Here is a 17904-nt window from a genome sequence, read left to right on the forward strand (position 1 = left end):
TTACTGTATTTTTACCTATCTACCTTATAATTTTATGCAGAATTCCAAAATATGATAAAATTTACTAATAATGAGATCTAAAATTCAGGGAGGTGAAAGTTATGAAACTAGCCGATCGAATTCGCGAACTTAAAAAAAATAAAAAAGCAGTTTTGATTCTAGCCTCAACTTTTGGAAGTCTAGTATTTTTTGGTGTTTTTGTTGGAATTAGTCTCACGATTAAATATAACGGCAAGCATCCGCGTCAAGATGTAAAAGAGTTTGCGAAAAAAGTAAGTTATGTCAGTTTTAAACCCGAAAAAATCACTGAAAACAGTGATTTTTTCAAAATTAAGGAGAAATTATTTGTTGGTGACAAACTCAAAGATGAAATCAATCTAAATGAATATTTAACGGTTTATATGGCAGAGAAAAATTCTAATGAATTAACACAATTTTCAGGAAATTCATCAAATCCTTTTGCCCCAGTTTTCGAGTTTGTTAGTTTGAGTTTTGATAATTTAAATCAAAATTTTATTCTCAAATTTCGTGTCAAGCAAAAATTAAAAAATAACGACTTTGCTTATTCAGACTATTTTTTACAGCCGATTTCGTTTTATGAGTCAAAAAAATTTCTAAAAGCTGATTTTAATTTTGCTTTACAAAAAATAGTAAAAACTATTAATGATGGCGTTTCAAAATTAGAAACACTAATCACTAATTTTTCCGATGAAAAACCAGCAAACGATGAAAAAATCCTATACAGAGCAATAGATTTTGCAGAAAAGATCAATAAATCACAAACATCAGCGGAAGTTGAAGCGAAAATAGGTGAAATTTTACCCCGACTATCCAATTTAATTTCGCAGGTTAACAAATCAAAAGATAACAAAATTGGGGCAAGTGAAAACCCAATTTTTAATTTTCAATTCATAAAAAATAAAACAAGCGAGCAATTTGTAAGTGTACAGAACGAAATTGCTACCGTTTTTCTTGAAGCAAAATTGACTCCTGATGCAGTCAAAATGTTAGGCGATATTGGTCAATCGTTTTCATCTAAAGTTTTTGATATTAATCTTCAAACAAAGGATAAAAAATCCTTGTTTTTTAATGTTGAAACTTTTTTTCAGAATGTCAAGTTAAAACCACTAAAGTTTAACACTGAAAAAAAAGACGGAAAATTAATAATAACTGAACAAAATCCTTTTGATTTTTTTGCAAAAATCAAATCAGAATTTTTTTCTGCACAAAATAGCCCAAATTACTTAAAAAAATTAATTAATTCAACTTTAGTTGAAGATTTAGAACTAGATTTTACTGATTTAACAAAAGTAATTCCTAAAAATCAAACAGGAATTACTTTTAAATTCGATCACCAAAACGCCAAATTAAAAAATGAAAACGATAACTATATAATTGAACTTCCTTATAAAATTTTATTAAGTGAATCACTTTTTAAAAGAGATTCGCAAAAAATTATCTATGAAAAAGAGTTAATTTTAAAAATTAGCGGATTTAGTTCTTCTGCAAAAACTGTTCCTGATTTAACATCTAATTTTACTAATTTAGCGGTTCCTGGAACACAAAAAGAACTAATTTATTTGCAAAATCCACTTTTTATTGATAAAGAAAAAGAACGTTATACTGAATTTATTTCGGTTTATGGACAACCAGTTATCACGCAATCCCCCTTAAAAAAAGAGGAAATTGACGGTTTGCTAGCAAAGCAAGATTATTCTGGTTTGGCAGAGAAGTTAAGTTTGCCTTCAAGATATAATTATAATTTTGAAAATTTTGAAGCAAAAGTAAAATCATGAACTGGTAAAACTGCTTTTCCTAGTTTGACTGAAATTGAAAATTTTGAAAAAAATCAGGAAAAAATTAGTGTAAGTTCACGAAATCCTGACCAAAAATTAGAAGTAAGTTCTTTATATTCGCAAAATTTTTTCAAAAATCCTTCTGATGTTGCGTCCTTTTTTGCTAATTTAATTCAGAAAAAACCAGATGAAATCGCTAATACTTTTTTTATTTTAGCAAAAGCTTTTGGACTTTTGGATAAAAATCGTTATCCTTTGCAAGTTTTTAACCAGGATGAGGGTTTTAAAGATATTTTTGAAACAGCAAAAAAAATTAATCTCAATAATAAAAATATAAATGTTTTGAGTTTTAACAATCATTTTTATGACTTTTATAACCAAGGTTTTTTTTCAACACTTTTTTTACCTAAAAAAATAAAGGAAGATTTTGAAAAATTACAAGATAAATCAATTATTAAAGTAGTTGATTTTTTGAGAAATCAACAAATTTTTGCTGATTCTAAACAAAAATTTTCTTTTCAAGAAATCGAAGAAAACTATAAAACTAGTGTTAGTTTTACTACTTTAGCAGATGTTTTATTGGCTTTTTATCTTAAAGCCGCCCAACTTGATAATTTTCAAGCATGAGCAAAATTAGATTCAGAATTGGGATACCAAATTGTTTTTAGAAAAGGTAACGAAATTTCTAAAAAACATTTTGATAGTGAAATCGAGAAAATAGAAGACTCGAAAAAAAAATCTGAAAAAAATAAGGGCCAAGAGGAACAAACTCCCCAATCTAATGTTTCAAATTCACAACAAACTCAAAATGGTGCGGAAAATAACACGTCTAATCCTAATAATCAAACTGGAAAAGTTAAAGATGAAGAAAATACCGAATATTTAACGCTAAATTTTTATTACGTTATCGGTAACATTAGTTCAAAAAAATTATTTTTTCAAAGTCCGATTCAAAAAATCTTAATAAATTTTTCAAATAAAAAAGTTGATGAAAAAGCTAAATTACAGTTAGAATTAGATGGATTAATTGGGAATATTTCCCCTGAATTGTTAAATTTTGAAATTGATCAAGAAATGTTTAAAAAAATTGAGGATAAATTATCTAATAAAGATAAATTGACAGATTCAGGAAATTTAGGTGATAAAAAATTCAATGAAGATTTTAGAGATAAACCTGAAAATATTAAAAAAATTAAAGAATATTTTAATAAAGCACTTAAAGATGGAGAAATTGAATTTGATTTTCAACCAAGTTTTGAAAACATGTTAAACAAAGATAACGACAGATTAAAATTTTTATTAAGTGTTTCATTTAATCCAAAAAAACCTTCTGAATCTAGCCAATCACCTGGCACCTCTGACCAGTCTAACCAAAGTTCTAGTACAGATAACAAAATATTTGCTAGTCGAAAATTGAAAATTTCTGTAACAAAAAAGAAAGAAAATAACACACAATCAGTCACATCTTCGCCAGCAAAATAAAAAAAGAGGGTAAAATGAAAAAGTTATTTAAATCTAAACAAGTTTCAAGGAAAAATTTAAAAATTATTGTTGGAGTTTCACTTTTAACTTTGATTACCACACTTTCAACCGCAATTCCTTTGGGAATTTGGTCATATAATAGTTCCTACTATGGAAAATTGAACGAAAAAGCTGAAATTTTAAACATAAATCAAACAGAAAACCCTTTTACTAACAATCTTGCTGAATTTTCTGAAAATTTGGTTATTAAAGAAAATTTTAGAGAACTATCGGCTGAAACTGCCTTTGAGTTAGCAAAAAGTAAGATTTATAATTTAGACCTTCTTTCTTTGGTTGATTTAGAAAAATTACATCAGAAAAAATACCAAATAAGTTATGATTTAAGCAACGCCGCTGTTAGTAAAAATTCAATTAAAAACGTCGTACTTTTTGTAAAAACCGAAGATAAAAGACAAGTTTTTTCAAAAGCTATTGAAATTAAAGGGTTTTCAAATAAGACAAATTCAGATAAAAATCTTTCTAAATTTGAAATTGATGAAAAAAAATCATCAATTGTTGTTCCTGCTAAAAACTTTTTAAGTTTTCCTGAATTTAAAAGTAGATTGCAAAGTCAATTTGAAGAGGCTCAAAAAACTGAAGTACAAAAATTTCGTGCTTTTGAAAAAGCGCTCGTTGCAATTGAAGGCTCATATAGTTTAATTAACACGCTTGGTTTGCCTTCTTTTATGCGTGAAGGTCAAGTTTTAGAACCTAAAATTACAGGAAAAAACCTTAATTTTTCAAGTGTTAATGGTAAAAATTTCCTTAATTTTACATTTGATAATGTTGAAAAAAAGACCGAAATTCAGTTAGAAATTAACGGTCTTATCTCTGAAGAGGAAATTAAAAACGAGGTAACTAAATGAACAAGTGATGAACTTGAAAATGAAATTAAACTTAAACCGGAAATTCAGCAAAAATTAGTGAATGAAAATTTATCACTATCAAAAACTTTTTACTCAAAAGAAAAAAAAATTAATGGCGTTTCTACTAATCAAAATTTTAGCGATTTATTCAACCATATTCAAAGCGAATATTCAATTAATACAGCCAAATTGAAAAATTATTCCGCTAACAACATTGTTGTTAAAGTCAAAAAAATCGACGAAATTAGTGAAGCAGATCGCTCTAATTTGCTAAGAGATGGAAAAATTCGACTTGATTTGTCTTTTGATATAAACAAGAAAAATGGTCAAAAATTAATTAAAATTTTTAATTTTAAATTTGATCTTGATTTAAAACCTGACCTAAATCAGTTTTCCCGAATTTTTGTAAAAAATTTACCTGAAGAAAAAACGCAAGTTTTTTCGCTTAAAAAAGCGGATAATTCAATTGCAATAAGTTCTGAAAAACTTATAAGCACGATTAACGAAATTAAGGATCATTCAAATCAATTAAACCCCGAAAATCCTAACGAAAAACTTGTTGAAAATCTTTATTTACTTGATTTTGGTAAAAAAGGTAACACTGAAGAAGAAGCGAATTACAAAAAAGAACTTGTAGAAATTGCCAAAAAACTTAAAACTGAAACAGTAAAAGTGCAAACTTTTGCAGATGGACAATCTGAAAATACCGAGAAAAATGATAAAACTCTTGGTAAAACCATTTGAAAAGCACTTAATTTACAGCATAATTTAGCTTCTTATGATGTTAAATCAGATTTTAGTCTTGAAAATAAAGGCGGTAATGTTAGTCTTGAATTTACCTTATTTTCAAATAAAAATAATACAAAATTAGCATCAACAAAAATCCAAATTACCGGCATTGTTAGTTCTACTCATAGCGCTTTTGATGTTGCATCAAAATTTTATCCAACCTTTTTCCTTGATGGTAAAGCAAGTTTTACAAAATCTGATGATAATTCTGAATATAAAATTAGTGATTTGTCTGATAATAATCTTAAATTTGAAGAGACAAAAACAGGTGAAAATAAATTAACTCAAGATGGTTTTGAGATTAAAAAAGCGATTAAATTTAGTCAAAACGCTGTCAAAAAAGTGCAAACTAGCACTTCCGGTACCACTTCAGGACAAAAACAACTTACACCAGCACCGTTTTCTCGTTTGGATTCGGGGGTAATTTATTTCGCTTTTAAACCGAAAAATATTAATGATTATAAAAAACATTACTTACTTTCTGATTCCAATGGAAATGGGCTTTTTATTCAAAAAGTTGCAAAGTCAAAATTTGTGAATAAGATTAATTCTATTGGTGTTGTCACGCAAGAAGTTGAACAGTCAAAAGATAAAAAAACTTTTACTTCTGTCATAACTAGTGATGATTTGAATGATAAAATTAAAGGTGTAGGAAAAACCCAAACAGATGAAGAACAAAAAAAACTTGATGGTTATGTGATTGGTTTTGATTTAAAACAAGTAAAAGATTTTAAAACCCTTCAATCCTACTTTTATAAAAACAGAAGCAGCCTTTACATATCATCAGATTCCTTTTCTATGCAATTGATTGATAAACAAACAGTGGTTTTAGGATCTAATTCTTGAAAACCAACAAAAAATTTTACAGGTGACATATTTCAAAATACAGGATTCCCGCCACATTCAGAATATCGACCAGCAATTGAAGTTGCAAATCGTGTATCTGAAAATCGTTTTTACCGTCAGGAACTTAAAAATTCTAATCCTGTTTTCCTGCAAAATGTAAAACCTGTAATCGATGAAGATCAAAATATTGTTCTCGAAATCATCAAAACACCTTGATCAATTGAAATTAACGCTTTTTCAACAGCTAATAATCACCTAAATTCGCCTTCATCAGTTAGTTTGAATGGAAAAACAATTTATAACGTAAACCCTATAACTAAAATGTGAGATCCATTTCCTAATTATTTTAATCTTGATTGAATGCAAATTGGTCCAAACCCTGATAAAAAACAGGTTGAAACCAACACAGCCACTTCTTCTGGATCTAGTTTGTCTCAAGAAAGTGTTTCAGTTTCTTCTCAAAATGATTCAAATGCTGAAAGTAGCGTAAAAAAGGCAACTGATTCAAAAAGTTCAATCATTATAAAAGGTCTCGCAGTTTATAACGATCCACAATTAACAGGTCAATTTGGTAGTTCAGCTCGCGATGAAATAAGAAGTTCTTTTATTAACGCGTATTTAAAGTAAAAATATATTTTGTAAAGAATTTAAAAATGTTCAAAAAAATACTAAAAAATACTTTGGTTTTCTTACCTTTTTGATTATTTTCTTGCACGACAATAAGTAGTGTCGATCAAATTGAACGAAAAAAGTTGCAACAAAAAATAATTATTGATGGCCAAAAAGAAAAAAACATTCCTAAAAATGATCAATCAGTAAAAAAAGACAATTTTGTTGATAAAAGCAGGCAATCTTTACCAAATTTAGATAATAATTTACAAAAATCATTAGATTCTCAAAAAGAAACGGAAAACCTTAGTAGTGATAACGATCGTAAAAAGGAAACAAAACAAATAAGTGAGCAAAAATTATCTGAACCCAAAACTGATTTGGTTAAAAATAACTTAGATTTACAGGGCGAAAATTCTGATAAAAAAATCAATAATCTCAAAAATGCTAAAATTTCAGATAAATTATCTTTATCTGATGCTGATTTTCAAAGAATAAATCGAAAATCAGCCTTTAATTTTAGCGAAAATCAACTTGATAATGTATTAAATTTTGTAAGTCCAAAAATTGATTTTGCTAAAAATTATCACAAATTTAGTCTTAATAATTTAACAAATGCGATCAAAAAAGAAAATGAAACCGGTTTTTTAGGTGAAAAAAATCAAGATTTATACATTTATTTGCTCAAAAAAATTAGACCAAATTTATTATCGGAAAATATACAGGCAAAAAATATAAATTCAGCATATTTCCGTCCTGAAAATTTAGTAAATTATTACGGTTTAGACAAATTTGTCTATAAATCAATCGATTTTAACGACCAAAAGTTTGAAAAAATTTACAAAAGAAATATGCGATTCGCATCCGGTTCAGCCGTTTTATTAACAACTAAAAATGGTAGAGCAACTTTTTTGACAAATGATCACGTTGTTAACGACCAAAGTGTAAAATTTTGAAATTTAATGAACTATAAAGATAGATCGAATGGTTGAATTTCAAAATTATCTAACTTTTTAACATATTATGATGACTTTCAAATTAAAAAATTACCAAATTCACCTTTAATTGAAATCTTAAATCAAAGATTTATTCTTGAAAATGGAAAACCGATTCAACTTTTAAATGGTAGACAAATTCGAGGTATTTCATCACAGCCTTTAAAATCAGAAATTGACCAATTTAGTAAAAATGCATATAATAAATATTTTCAATTTGAGAAAAAATTCGACAACAAAGGTTTAGATGTTGCAATTTTCTACTTTAATTATAAAGATTTTATTGCCGATGTTGAAAAATTAATTGAATTTTACAACCAAAATAAAGAAAAAATGTATGCAAACACCTCGGGAATTAATAGTATTTGACATTCAAAATTTGCTGATTTTATTGAAAAATTTAAAGATTTTCGCAAATTTTGGGAAAAAATGTCTAATATTAACCCCTTAAAAATTTCCAGGCGTAACTGAGAGATTGAAGATTTTGACTATACAAGTAAAATCGGACTTTTTTATCCACAAGATTTTGCAATTAAAAATTTCTTTAAAGGAATTTCAATTAAACCTAACATTACCAGCAACAAAACAAACAAAAAAGATCCAAACACGCCAAGCGCATATTATTTTGCAACAAACGGACCAGGCGCATCAGGGAGTGGAATCTATAATTTAGACGGTTCGCTCGCCTTCCTAAATCGTCTAATTATTAATGATAATCCAAATAATCCAAATTACTATTTCGACCAAAATAATTTGACTTCTCATCTTTCATCGGCGGTAGTTTTTAAAACAAACAAGTATGATCTTGTTAGTGAAATTGAAAAATTTTATTTAAACTAACAACAAATAGTTAAAATTTCACATTTTTTTAAAAAATGCTTGATTTTTAAGCGTTTTTTGTAAATGTTATATTTACCCACAGAAGATGCTTTTTCGTAAAAAAATTAAAATATAAGACTAAAACCTTATGATAGCGGCAGATATTCTTTTGAAAAAATCAAACTATAATTGTATTTTTTTAATTAGTTATAGTTTTTTTTAAGTTTATTTAGTAAAAACTATTTTTTTGATTTTATTTTAAAAAAATAAAAATTTAATAAAAACAAGAAAAATAATAAAATTATTCTTTATTTTACAGCAACTTTTATTCCGTAAATTTTAAGAACATCATCTTTTCATACTGACAAATTGTCATTTTTAGCTTTTTCTTGAGCCTTTCGCAATTTGTCAATTAAATCTCGATGTTCGGGATGGTAATATTTCTTTTTTGGATTTTCATATTGGCTATAGCGACTAATTGCAAACCCGCCTTCAACCATTTTAAGGTTAATATTTTCGCCATTTTCATCCTTGATAATTACGACAAGTCGATGATAATTGTCAACATCAACAATTTCAAATGAGATTCAACGGTTTAAAACCAAATCTTGAAGAACTTTTTTTGAACGTAAAGCGTGAAATTTCATCAATTTTGTGTCAATATTTCTATTGGGTCTATTAAGTTGAATTTCGGGTGTATCGATTCCAAAAAGTCGAAAACGTCTGTTGTTTTTGTCGGTAAAAGTATCGCCATCATAGACATCTTTTACAAAAGTTGTATAAGTTAAGCCCTTTTTAATTTGTGAGTTTTTATCAAAAACACTAAATTTTTTCAGAGGGCCAACCTCTTTTATGCTATCAGTTTTTTCGTTACGAACTCCAGAAAGGTAGTCATAGCAACTCATTAGTGAAAAAACTGGTAAAAAACTAAAAATTAGTGATAATTTTTTAAAAATTTTGAGGCCTCCCTTTTTAATTGTCGTTCTTTAATCACATTTCGCTTGTCGATTTTTGTTTTTCCTTTGGCAAGAGCAATTTCAACCTTAATTTTTCGATTATTTTGACCGATAAAAAGTGGGATAATCGTTAATTTTTTTGTAACTTTTTCCTTTAAAATCTTTTTTAGCTCGTGTTTATGTAATAAAAGTTTGCGACTTCGATCCATTTGACCCCGCGAACCTTTATATTCGCTAATTTTTGTATTTCCAAGAAAAAGTTCAGAACCTTTAAAATAACAAAAAGCACCAACAAGCGAGACATTTCTTGCCTGAATTGATTTAACTTCTCAACCAAGAAGCACAATTCCGGCTGTGAATTTGTCAATTATTTCATAGTCAAAGTGTGCACGCTTGTTTTGTACTAAAATTTTCATTATTAACCTAAAATAATATTATAATTATAAATTATATTATATTTGTTTATTTTATTATATGAATTTAACATCCTTAATTTCATATATATTCATTAAAAGGCGTTAAAAATGTCGAAAAAAGTAAAAAATAGTGAAAATCAAGCAAAAAGTTTGGATCTAATTCCCTTTTTAGAACAAATTGATAGGGAAAGCGGTCTGAATCAGCAACAAATTAGTCTCTCAAAAACTAATTTTGGTGAAAATAAATTGCCAAAACCACCAGAAAAATCGTTATTTTTCCGGATTTTAAACCAATTAAAAGAACCACTTACACTTGTTTTAATTTTTGTAATAATCATTTCGCTTTTAATAACAGTTATTTTTGAACATGATTTAGAATTTTGAAAAAAAATAATTTCCTATCTCGAGCCAGTTGTTATCGCAATTATTATCACAATTAACGTCTTTTTTTCCTTGGTTCAAGAGACAAAATCAAAAAAAGCAATCGATGCAATCTCGAATTTGAACTCACCAGTTTCGACAATAATTCGTGAGGGCAAAAAAATAAGTCTGGATTCTGCTAATATTTTAGTCGGTGACATTCTTGAAGTTAGTGCAGGTGATTTAATTAGCGCCGATGGTTATGTAATTGAAATGAAGGATTTTTCTGTCTCAGAAGCAATTTTAACGGGAGAATCCACTTCAGTATATAAAGAAAAAATGCTAAACTGGGAAAATCAAACATCGCAAGTTTTTAGCGGAACAAGCGTCCTTAGTGGTAGTGCAAAAATCTTGATTTCAGCTGTTGGGCAAAATACAAAATTGGGAAAAATTGCTTCACTTGTTTCAAAAACAGCAGAATCTGAATCACCTTTACAAAAAAAAATCGCCAAATTTTCAAAAATTATTACTTTTATTGCCGCTCTTCTGGCGATTTTTTTCTTTTTCATTTACATTTTTCTCGTTGCCGCTGGTGATTTTGGTCATTCTAAAGAGGCGATCGTAATTTCACTTTCACTTGCAATCGGTTTTATTCCCGAAGGTCTTGTGCCACTTGTGACGATTAATTTAATTATTGGGGTAAAAAAATTAGCAAAAAATAACGCAATTGTCAAAGATTTAAAAACAATTGAAGCGCTTGGGGCGGTTTCAATTGTTTGCTCTGATAAAACAGGAACAATAACTGAAAACAAAATGGAAATAGTTGATGTTTTCTATCACCAAATTGAGCAAAAAACCTTTTGAAATCAAGCAGTTTTGAATACAAGTGCCTATAGTTTTTTTGAATGTAAAACCGAAAAATTTTTTGGCGACCCTGAAGAAGTTCTGATTTTACAAAAGGCAAAAAAATATGAAATTGAAAAGGAAAAATTAGAAAAAAGCTATAAATTCATAGATAAAATCCCTTTTAGTTCAAAGCTGAAATTTTCGGCAATTTTTTATGAAATTGAGAGTAAAAAGTTTCTGTTTATCAAAGGTGCTCCAGAAGTTATATTCCAAAAAGCTAGAAATATTGACCATAATTTAGAAGAAAAATTAGCAAAAATGCAAAAATTTGGTTATCGAATTTTTGCATTTGGTTTTTCAGAAATAAAAGAAACAGAAAAGCTAGACACAAATCTTGAAAAGTATCTTGAAAATATCAAAATTTCTGGTCTAATCGCTTTTCAAGATCCGCCGCGAAAAGAAATAAAAGCGATTGTAGAATCGCTTTCACAATCACAAATTCAGACAATAATGATAACAGGCGATAGTTTTTCAACTGGGCTTGCAGTTGCAAAAAATGTAGGAATTGTCAACCAAAATTCGCTTTTTGCTGATCGTAAAGATTGGAAAAAAGATGACTTTTGAAGAGAAAATGTGGAAAAATTCCACCTTTATTCGCGTTCACAACCTGAAGATAAATTAGAAATTGTAAGTGCTTTACAAGCAAAAAAACAAGTTGTGGCAATGTTAGGCGATGGTGTAAACGATGCGCCTTCACTGAAAAAAGCCGATGTTGGTTTTGCAATGGGGATAACAGGATCGCAAGTTTCAAAACAAGTTGCAAATGTTGTTCTTGCCGATGATAATTTCAAAACTCTCTATTCTGCAATTAAAACGGGTCGAAATATTGTTGCTAATATTAAACAACTTTTTGTTTTTTTACTAGTTGCTAATTTTTCAATGCTTTTATCGGTAGTTTTTGCAACTTTAATTTTTAAAGAACAAATTTTTTCTAGCTTACAAATTCTTTGAATAAACGTTGTTTCAGAAACTTTTGGCGGAGTTGCATTAGGTCTTACTAATATTGCAAAAAACGTGATGAATAAACGTTTTTTGCAGGAAAATAAACAACTTTTTACAAAAAGGTTAATATTAAAAATTGCCTTTTGGGCAATTTTTATCACTTTTTTAGGACTTTTTAGTTTCTGACTTACAAAATCATCGACAATTGCTTTTTTAATTATTAGCCTTGGTCTTGCTAGTCTTTCTTATATTTTAGCAACGAATAACTTACTTTTTCGGTACAAATTTGCCGATTTAAAATTTTTGCATATCGGGTTTCTGGCAAGTTTATTTTCAGTTTTACTCGTTTCGCTAGTTCCAGGAATTAATGCGATTTTTGCCCCAGAGGATTTTGAAAAGTCATACTTATTAATTTTAAAAAATAGCAATTATTATCTTTTACTTTTGTTAATTTTAGTCCCAATTTTTCTTGACCAGATTTGAAAATTTTTTGCTAATTTTCGAAAAAAGCACTAAAATTCTTGATTTTTTCAGCAATCAAGTTCAATTTTAGTTTCATCAAATTTACTTGGGTCTTCAATTTTGAACAAAATATACAACATTGCCCGTTTAATTCGCGAATTCGTGTACCGACGGGAATTTACCGCATTTAAAAATTTTTCAAAATTTGGCTGTTCAATATGTTTTTTGAATAAATTTTCAATTCCTTCACTAATTAGTCAAGTTTTTGCAAGTATTTCAGCTGGAGTTTCTCTGACAATCTTTTGAAATTCAGGGTATAAATTGGCAATTGAACAAATTGGCTGCTGAAATTTCATTGGTGAAAATTGCGAAATTGACTTATTTTCATTAATAAGTTGCCGTAAATAAGTTGCAGATGCAATTTTTGCATTAGGATTTTCTTCACTATATTCTTCACTTCTTTGCAAAGTATATGCACGAATTGGATAATTATTTGCAACTATTTGCTTGATATACTCAAAACCAAGAATGTCATTTGGGAGAACAATTTTTTGTCCGCTAATTTCTTCAAGGGCAAAAGCGCACGCTCTTGGAAAAGAATAGCCTAATTTAAGCGCATATTTCAAAAAAGCATTGTAAGCATCTTGATTATCATTTCACAAATTCGCAAGATGATACAAATTATCGACATCATTTGATTCAGAACCGAAAATTATTTTATCAATTTTATGTTCATTAATAATTTTAAGTGCACCTTTGGCAAAAATATGAGCAGCTTGCGTTGCGAATTCAAACGGAAGTTTAATTATAAAATCAGCACCATATTTAAGGGCAATTTTACTTTTAGTCTCAAAATTAACAAGACTAATTTCCCCTCTTTGTGTAAAATTTCCACTTAAAATGATGTAGATTTTATCATTAGGAAAGTTTTTCTTAACATAATCAAGTTGATAAATATGCCCGTTATGGAAAGGGTTGTATTCTGCGATAATTGCAATTGCCATATTTAAGACCTTCTTTTCTAGCCAATTTCTTTGCGAATTTTGTCAACAAAAAATTTAGTGATGACATGAGGACGAGTTATCATTGATCCAACAACGACTGAATGCGCGCCAATTTTAAAAGCATCAATTACATTTTGCGGTTCATTAAAACCGCCTTCAGCGACAACTTCAACGCCAGTATTACGTGCTTTTTTAACCATTCAGCGTAAAAATTCGTAATTATTTTCAATATTATCACGATTTTGCGTGGTTTCTGTATAACCACGCAAAGTTGGCGCGATATAATCGAATTTTAGTCTAATTGCATTTTCAACATCTTCATAATCGGCACAATCTGCTAGTAAATATTGGTTTTTTTTTCGATTTTTATGGAAAAAATCAACAATTTCATCAAGGCTTTCTGCTGGTCTGTTGCGCAAAGTTGCATCAATTGCAATTATTTGATTATCAAATTGCATTAATTCTTTCATTTCAGCCAAAGTTGGCGTAATAAAAACGCTTGAATTTACGTATAATTTTTTAATCAAAGAAATCAAAGGCGCTTTTTGGTTTAACTCAAAAAAATCTTTGACATTTTCAATTTGTGAAGTTCTAATTCCGTCAGCACCGCCTAAAAGCACAGCTTTCATCACTTTTTGCATTATTTTTGCTCCATAGAGCGGTTCTTCTTCGAGCGCCTGGCATGAGACAATGAAACTATTTTTTAAAAGACGCATTTTTCTCCCTTAATTAGCGTTTTTTGCTAATTTTTCTTTTATTTTTTCATATTCAACTAACTTTTGGTTTTGCAATTTTTCGATTACAGAGAATTCTTGATTTGCTTTAATTACCTCATTTTCTCTATAGTTAGGATGTCCGAAAATTAAAATTTTATACCATTTTGGCATTAAATTTGGAATATTTTTTGCAATTTTTTTGGCAATTTTTTGTAACTTGAAATCATTTTTGGCAATTTGCTTTTCTAATGCGATTAATTTATCAAATTCAGGTGTTTTTGTCCAAATTGTTAAATTTTTTAAATTTTTTTCTTTTTTATTAAAGAAATTGAAAATTATTGAACCAAAATAGGCAAAAAAATTAGTAAGAAAAAAGGAAATTAGCGCCACATATTCGCTTGCAAATTCAATTACTAAATTTTTAGGGATAAGTTTTTTGTTTGTAAAAATTCATAGAAACAAAGCGCAAATAAAAGCGACACTAATTCCGAGAACAGCACCAAAAGAATTTGTTCTCCGAGTCAGAATTCCTAACATAAAAATCGCACCAATTGGGACGCCAAAAAGTCCAACTATCGCTAGAAAAAGTTCGAATAAATTGGTTTGACCTGAAAAAGCTAAAAGAAAAGCGACTAGCATTCCTTGAATTCCGAAAAATGTGATTAAAATTTTTGAAATAATCAACATTTTTCGGTCTTTTATAGCTGGTTTTTTCTGAAATTTACGGATTGGTTCAATAAAATCGCTGACAATAACATTAACTAACGAGTTCATTGAAGAAGAAATTGTCGACTGACTTGCGGCAAAAATCGCGGCAATAATCAAGCCTGAAAGTCCTGCTGGTAAAACTTTTATGATAAAAAAAGAAAGAAGTTGATTATTTGCCGCGTTTTCGCGACCAACAATTTGGTCAATTGCGTCTTTGGCATCAACATTAAAACCTTGAGATTTATAGTAACTATACAACATTGAACCAACGCCAAAAAAGACAAAAATTGTGATAATGGTCAAAATTATATTAATATAGATAGTTTTGTTAGTTCCTGAAATAAATTTTGAAGTTTTATATCTTTGAACAATATCCTGAGATGCGGTATAGGAAAAAATAGTTTCAACGTATTTTCCTAAAAAAAGCAAAAACATCCCGCCACTAGCTGCACTTATTTTTCACTGACCTGCATTAAAAACTGATTGTAGAATATCTTTTTGACTCCAGTCAGTTTTTGCTAATCCAAAAATGAGAATGCAAATAATTCCTAAAAGTAAAACAAGACCTTGAATTGCATCAGTTCATAAAACCCCTTTAAAACCGCCTAAATAAGTGTTTAAAATCACAACTATCGCCATAATTCCGACAATTAAATAGATATTCAAATCAACAAAAAGTGACAATGTAAGCGCGGGAATATACAAAACAATCGCAATGCGAACGATATGAAAAACAGCAAATAAGCCACCACTCAAAGCCCGAATTAGGTAATTATAACGACTTTGGAGATAAGCATAAGCGGTATTTGCGCTAATTTGACGATAAAAGGGAATAATTCATTTAATTAAAATTGGGCTAATCAAAATAATTGCAACCTGTCCAACAGATCACATTCATCCTGTTTTAAAAGCAAGACCAGGAAGCCCTAAAAAAGTAAGTGAAGAAAGTCCGGTCGCCCAAATTGAAAGGGCAATAACAATTGCTGGAACTTTAATTGCTTTAGCCACTAAATAAGAATCAGTGCTTTTTTGCTTGTTATTTTTTTCCTGATACCAAAAAAATAACCCAAGCACTAACATTGAAAGTATATAAATTGCTAAAATAATTCAATCAGTTACGGAAAAACTAGCTTTATTTTCAGGCATATTTTCTCCTTTTTTTCTAATTTTCTAATTTTTTTAATTAGAAAAAAGTAAATATTAGTCTAAGAACTTTTCTTTAATTTCAAGAGCTTTTTTCTTTAATTTTTCTTGATTAATTTTTTTAAAAGGAAGGCGATTATATCCTGCATCTACGCCATAAAGTTTCATAATTTCTTTAATTGTTTGCATTAGACCAACTTCTAAAAGCGACTGGATGTAGTCGTTATAGATATGAATTTCGTTTTTAAATGCTAAAAAATCGCCTTTTTTTGCTAAATTAATGATTTTTCTTGCCTTAATTGCGTTTGTATTATAAGTTGAACCGATAAATCCACGCGCACCTAAAAGGTAGGCGAGTCCAAATGCTTCATCAAAGGCATACATTCAAATTTTTTCTGGATAAGTTTTGATTAGTCTTTCAAATAAAAAGATATCATTTGAACCAAATTTGCAACCGATAACATTTTTAAGATTCAAAATACTACCAAATTGTTCGATGTTAATTTTTGAACCTGCAAGTTGTGGTAAATAATAAATAAACATCGGTAAATCAACGTTTTTTGCAATTTCTTCATAGTAATTTTTAATTTCATCAAATGAAAAATTATAATAAAAAGGTGTGATTGCGCTGATTGCATCAAAACCGAGTTTTTTGGCTGTTTTTCCAAGTTTGATCGCTTCTTCAAGATTCAAACTTCCAATTTGGGCGATTAATGTTACCTTATTTTTTGCCTTTTTGGCTACAATTTCATAAATTTTTCCCCGTTCTTCAACAGATATTAGCAAAAATTCACCCGTTGAACCAGTGACATAAAGACCATCAACTTTTTGGACATTAATTAAAAAATCAAGAATATCCTCAAGATTTTCAGTCATAAGTTTACCTTTTTCATCAAAAGGACTAATTAATGCAGGGAAAAACCCGTGATATTTTTCCATTTCTCTCCTTTTTCTATAAAAAAATCTTTTATATTTATATTTTATATATATTTGTATATAAAATAATTATATTATAAAAAAACCCGTATTTTAGCTAAAAACGGGTTTGTTGATTGTTAATTAGTGTTTTACTAATCTGATTACTAAAAATTAAATTTTTGCTTCAAAAGATAAAAAGCACCGAGCATACCGGCGTTATTTTTTGATTTTGCAATTAAAAGTTCGCATTTATAAGGTGTTTGTTCCAACATTTTTCGGAATTTTTGCTGAATTTTTTCAAAGTATTTCTTATTTATATAAGAAAACCCGCCACCGATAAAGATTTTTTCTAAATTCTGGAAAATTGCAAGTTGATAGGTAAATTCAACCACTTTTCGGAAATAATCATCAATAATTCTTTGAAAATCAGCGTCATTTTGGTACAAATTATCAAAATTTTCGTAGTCAGAAATTCTGACATTATAAAGTTTATTAATTTTTTTATCAAGCGAACTAAAAGAAAGTCAATCATCAAGTCTTTCGCCTTCATAAATTAGATAACCAAATTCACCAGCAAGAAAATTTGATCCTCGAACTAATTCGTCTTTAACAATTCCAATCCCAACACCAGTTCCTAATGTCACTGTTGCATAATTTTTTAGATTTTTGTGATAAAACTTTTCGGAAATTGCAGCGGCATTTGCATCATTTTCAACAATAACAGGCAAATTGAATTTTTTTTCCAAAACAGAAAAATCACTACCAAAATACGCCAATGTTTTATGATTTACAAAGATAATTTTCTTTTTTTCAACATCAACTCCACCCATTGTAGCGATAGCGATTCCTTTGATATCTTTAGAAAAAATTGAATTTTCTAAAATCGAGTTGATAATTTCTTCTAGATCCTTTAGAATTGAACTGATGTTAGTTTTAAAAATTTTTCTTTCGTGGAAAAAGTTTTTATTATCAATAATTGCCATTTTAATGTTAGTTCCGCCAATATCAAAAAGAATGAATTTTTCCATTTTTCCCTCTCGGTCAAAAATCTTTGTTTTTATAGTACTTTTAAATTTCACTAACCTGAATTCAGGTTTTTCCTTAAAAAATTATAACTTATATATAACTTATA

11 protein-coding genes are annotated in these 17904 nt (G+C 28.7%); 4 read left to right on the forward strand and 7 right to left on the reverse strand.

The features are described 5' to 3' along the window. Window positions 1-101 precede the first annotated feature (101 nt). The 3 genes from MDIS_RS01370 to MDIS_RS01380 are packed head-to-tail and all read left to right on the forward strand — an operon-like array spanning window position 102 to window position 8262. Window positions 102-3278, forward strand: a complete 3177-nt coding sequence (locus MDIS_RS01370; RefSeq protein ID WP_044635311.1) for a P97 family adhesin — start codon at window positions 102-104, stop codon at window positions 3276-3278. A 14-nt stretch (window positions 3279-3292) separates the two neighbouring features. Next, window positions 3293-6445, forward strand: coding sequence for a P110/LppT family adhesin N-terminal domain (locus MDIS_RS01375; RefSeq protein WP_044635312.1), 3153 nt, complete (start codon window positions 3293-3295; stop codon window positions 6443-6445). A gap of 26 nt (window positions 6446-6471) precedes the next feature. Then, a complete protein-coding gene (locus MDIS_RS01380) occupies window positions 6472-8262 on the forward strand; it encodes an Mhp366/Mhp367 family surface (lipo)protein (RefSeq protein WP_044635313.1) in 1791 nt (596 codons plus the stop codon). Between the two features lie 287 nt (window positions 8263-8549). On the opposite strand, the gene MDIS_RS04295 is transcribed toward MDIS_RS01380, so the two are convergent. Both MDIS_RS04295 and smpB read right to left on the reverse strand, forming a co-directional pair. Next, a complete protein-coding gene (locus MDIS_RS04295; protein WP_211249662.1) occupies window positions 8550-9146 on the reverse strand; it encodes a thermonuclease family protein in 597 nt (198 codons plus the stop codon). A 29-nt stretch (window positions 9147-9175) separates the two neighbouring features. Then, on the reverse strand, window positions 9176-9613 hold the full coding sequence (gene smpB, locus MDIS_RS01390; RefSeq protein WP_044635314.1) for an SsrA-binding protein SmpB: 438 nt from the start codon (window positions 9611-9613) through the stop codon (window positions 9176-9178). 108 nt (window positions 9614-9721) lie between these two features. Here smpB and MDIS_RS01395 point away from each other — a divergent pair, with 108 nt between their 5' ends. After that, a complete protein-coding gene (locus MDIS_RS01395; RefSeq protein ID WP_044635315.1) occupies window positions 9722-12337 on the forward strand; it encodes a cation-translocating P-type ATPase in 2616 nt (871 codons plus the stop codon). Here MDIS_RS01395 and MDIS_RS01400 read toward each other — a convergent pair. The 5 genes from MDIS_RS01400 to MDIS_RS01420 form a co-directional block, all read right to left on the reverse strand. Continuing rightward, window positions 12334-13287, reverse strand: a complete 954-nt coding sequence (locus MDIS_RS01400; protein WP_044635316.1) for a nucleotidyltransferase — start codon at window positions 13285-13287, stop codon at window positions 12334-12336. The two genes, MDIS_RS01395 and MDIS_RS01400, sit on opposite strands and share 4 nt — an antisense overlap. A gap of 17 nt (window positions 13288-13304) precedes the next feature. Further along, window positions 13305-14003 carry an N-acetylmannosamine-6-phosphate 2-epimerase gene (locus MDIS_RS01405; RefSeq protein WP_044635317.1) on the reverse strand — a complete coding sequence of 233 codons (699 nt, stop codon included), beginning with the start codon at window positions 14001-14003 and terminating at the stop codon, window positions 13305-13307. Between the two features lie 9 nt (window positions 14004-14012). Then, entirely contained in the window at window positions 14013-15857 is a 1845-nt protein-coding gene (locus tag MDIS_RS01410; protein ID WP_044635318.1) for a sodium:solute symporter family transporter, read from the reverse strand. Window positions 15858-15911: 54 nt separating this feature from the next. Then, entirely contained in the window at window positions 15912-16793 is an 882-nt protein-coding gene (locus tag MDIS_RS01415; RefSeq protein WP_044635319.1) for an N-acetylneuraminate lyase, read from the reverse strand. A 143-nt stretch (window positions 16794-16936) separates the two neighbouring features. After that, a complete protein-coding gene (locus MDIS_RS01420) occupies window positions 16937-17800 on the reverse strand; it encodes an ROK family protein (RefSeq protein WP_129640135.1) in 864 nt (287 codons plus the stop codon). Window positions 17801-17904: the final 104 nt, after the last annotated feature.

Origin of the sequence: Mesomycoplasma dispar (assembly GCF_000941075.1) — a bacterium.
Taxonomy (GTDB): Bacteria; Bacillota_I; Bacilli_A; order Mycoplasmatales; family Metamycoplasmataceae; genus Mesomycoplasma; species Mesomycoplasma dispar.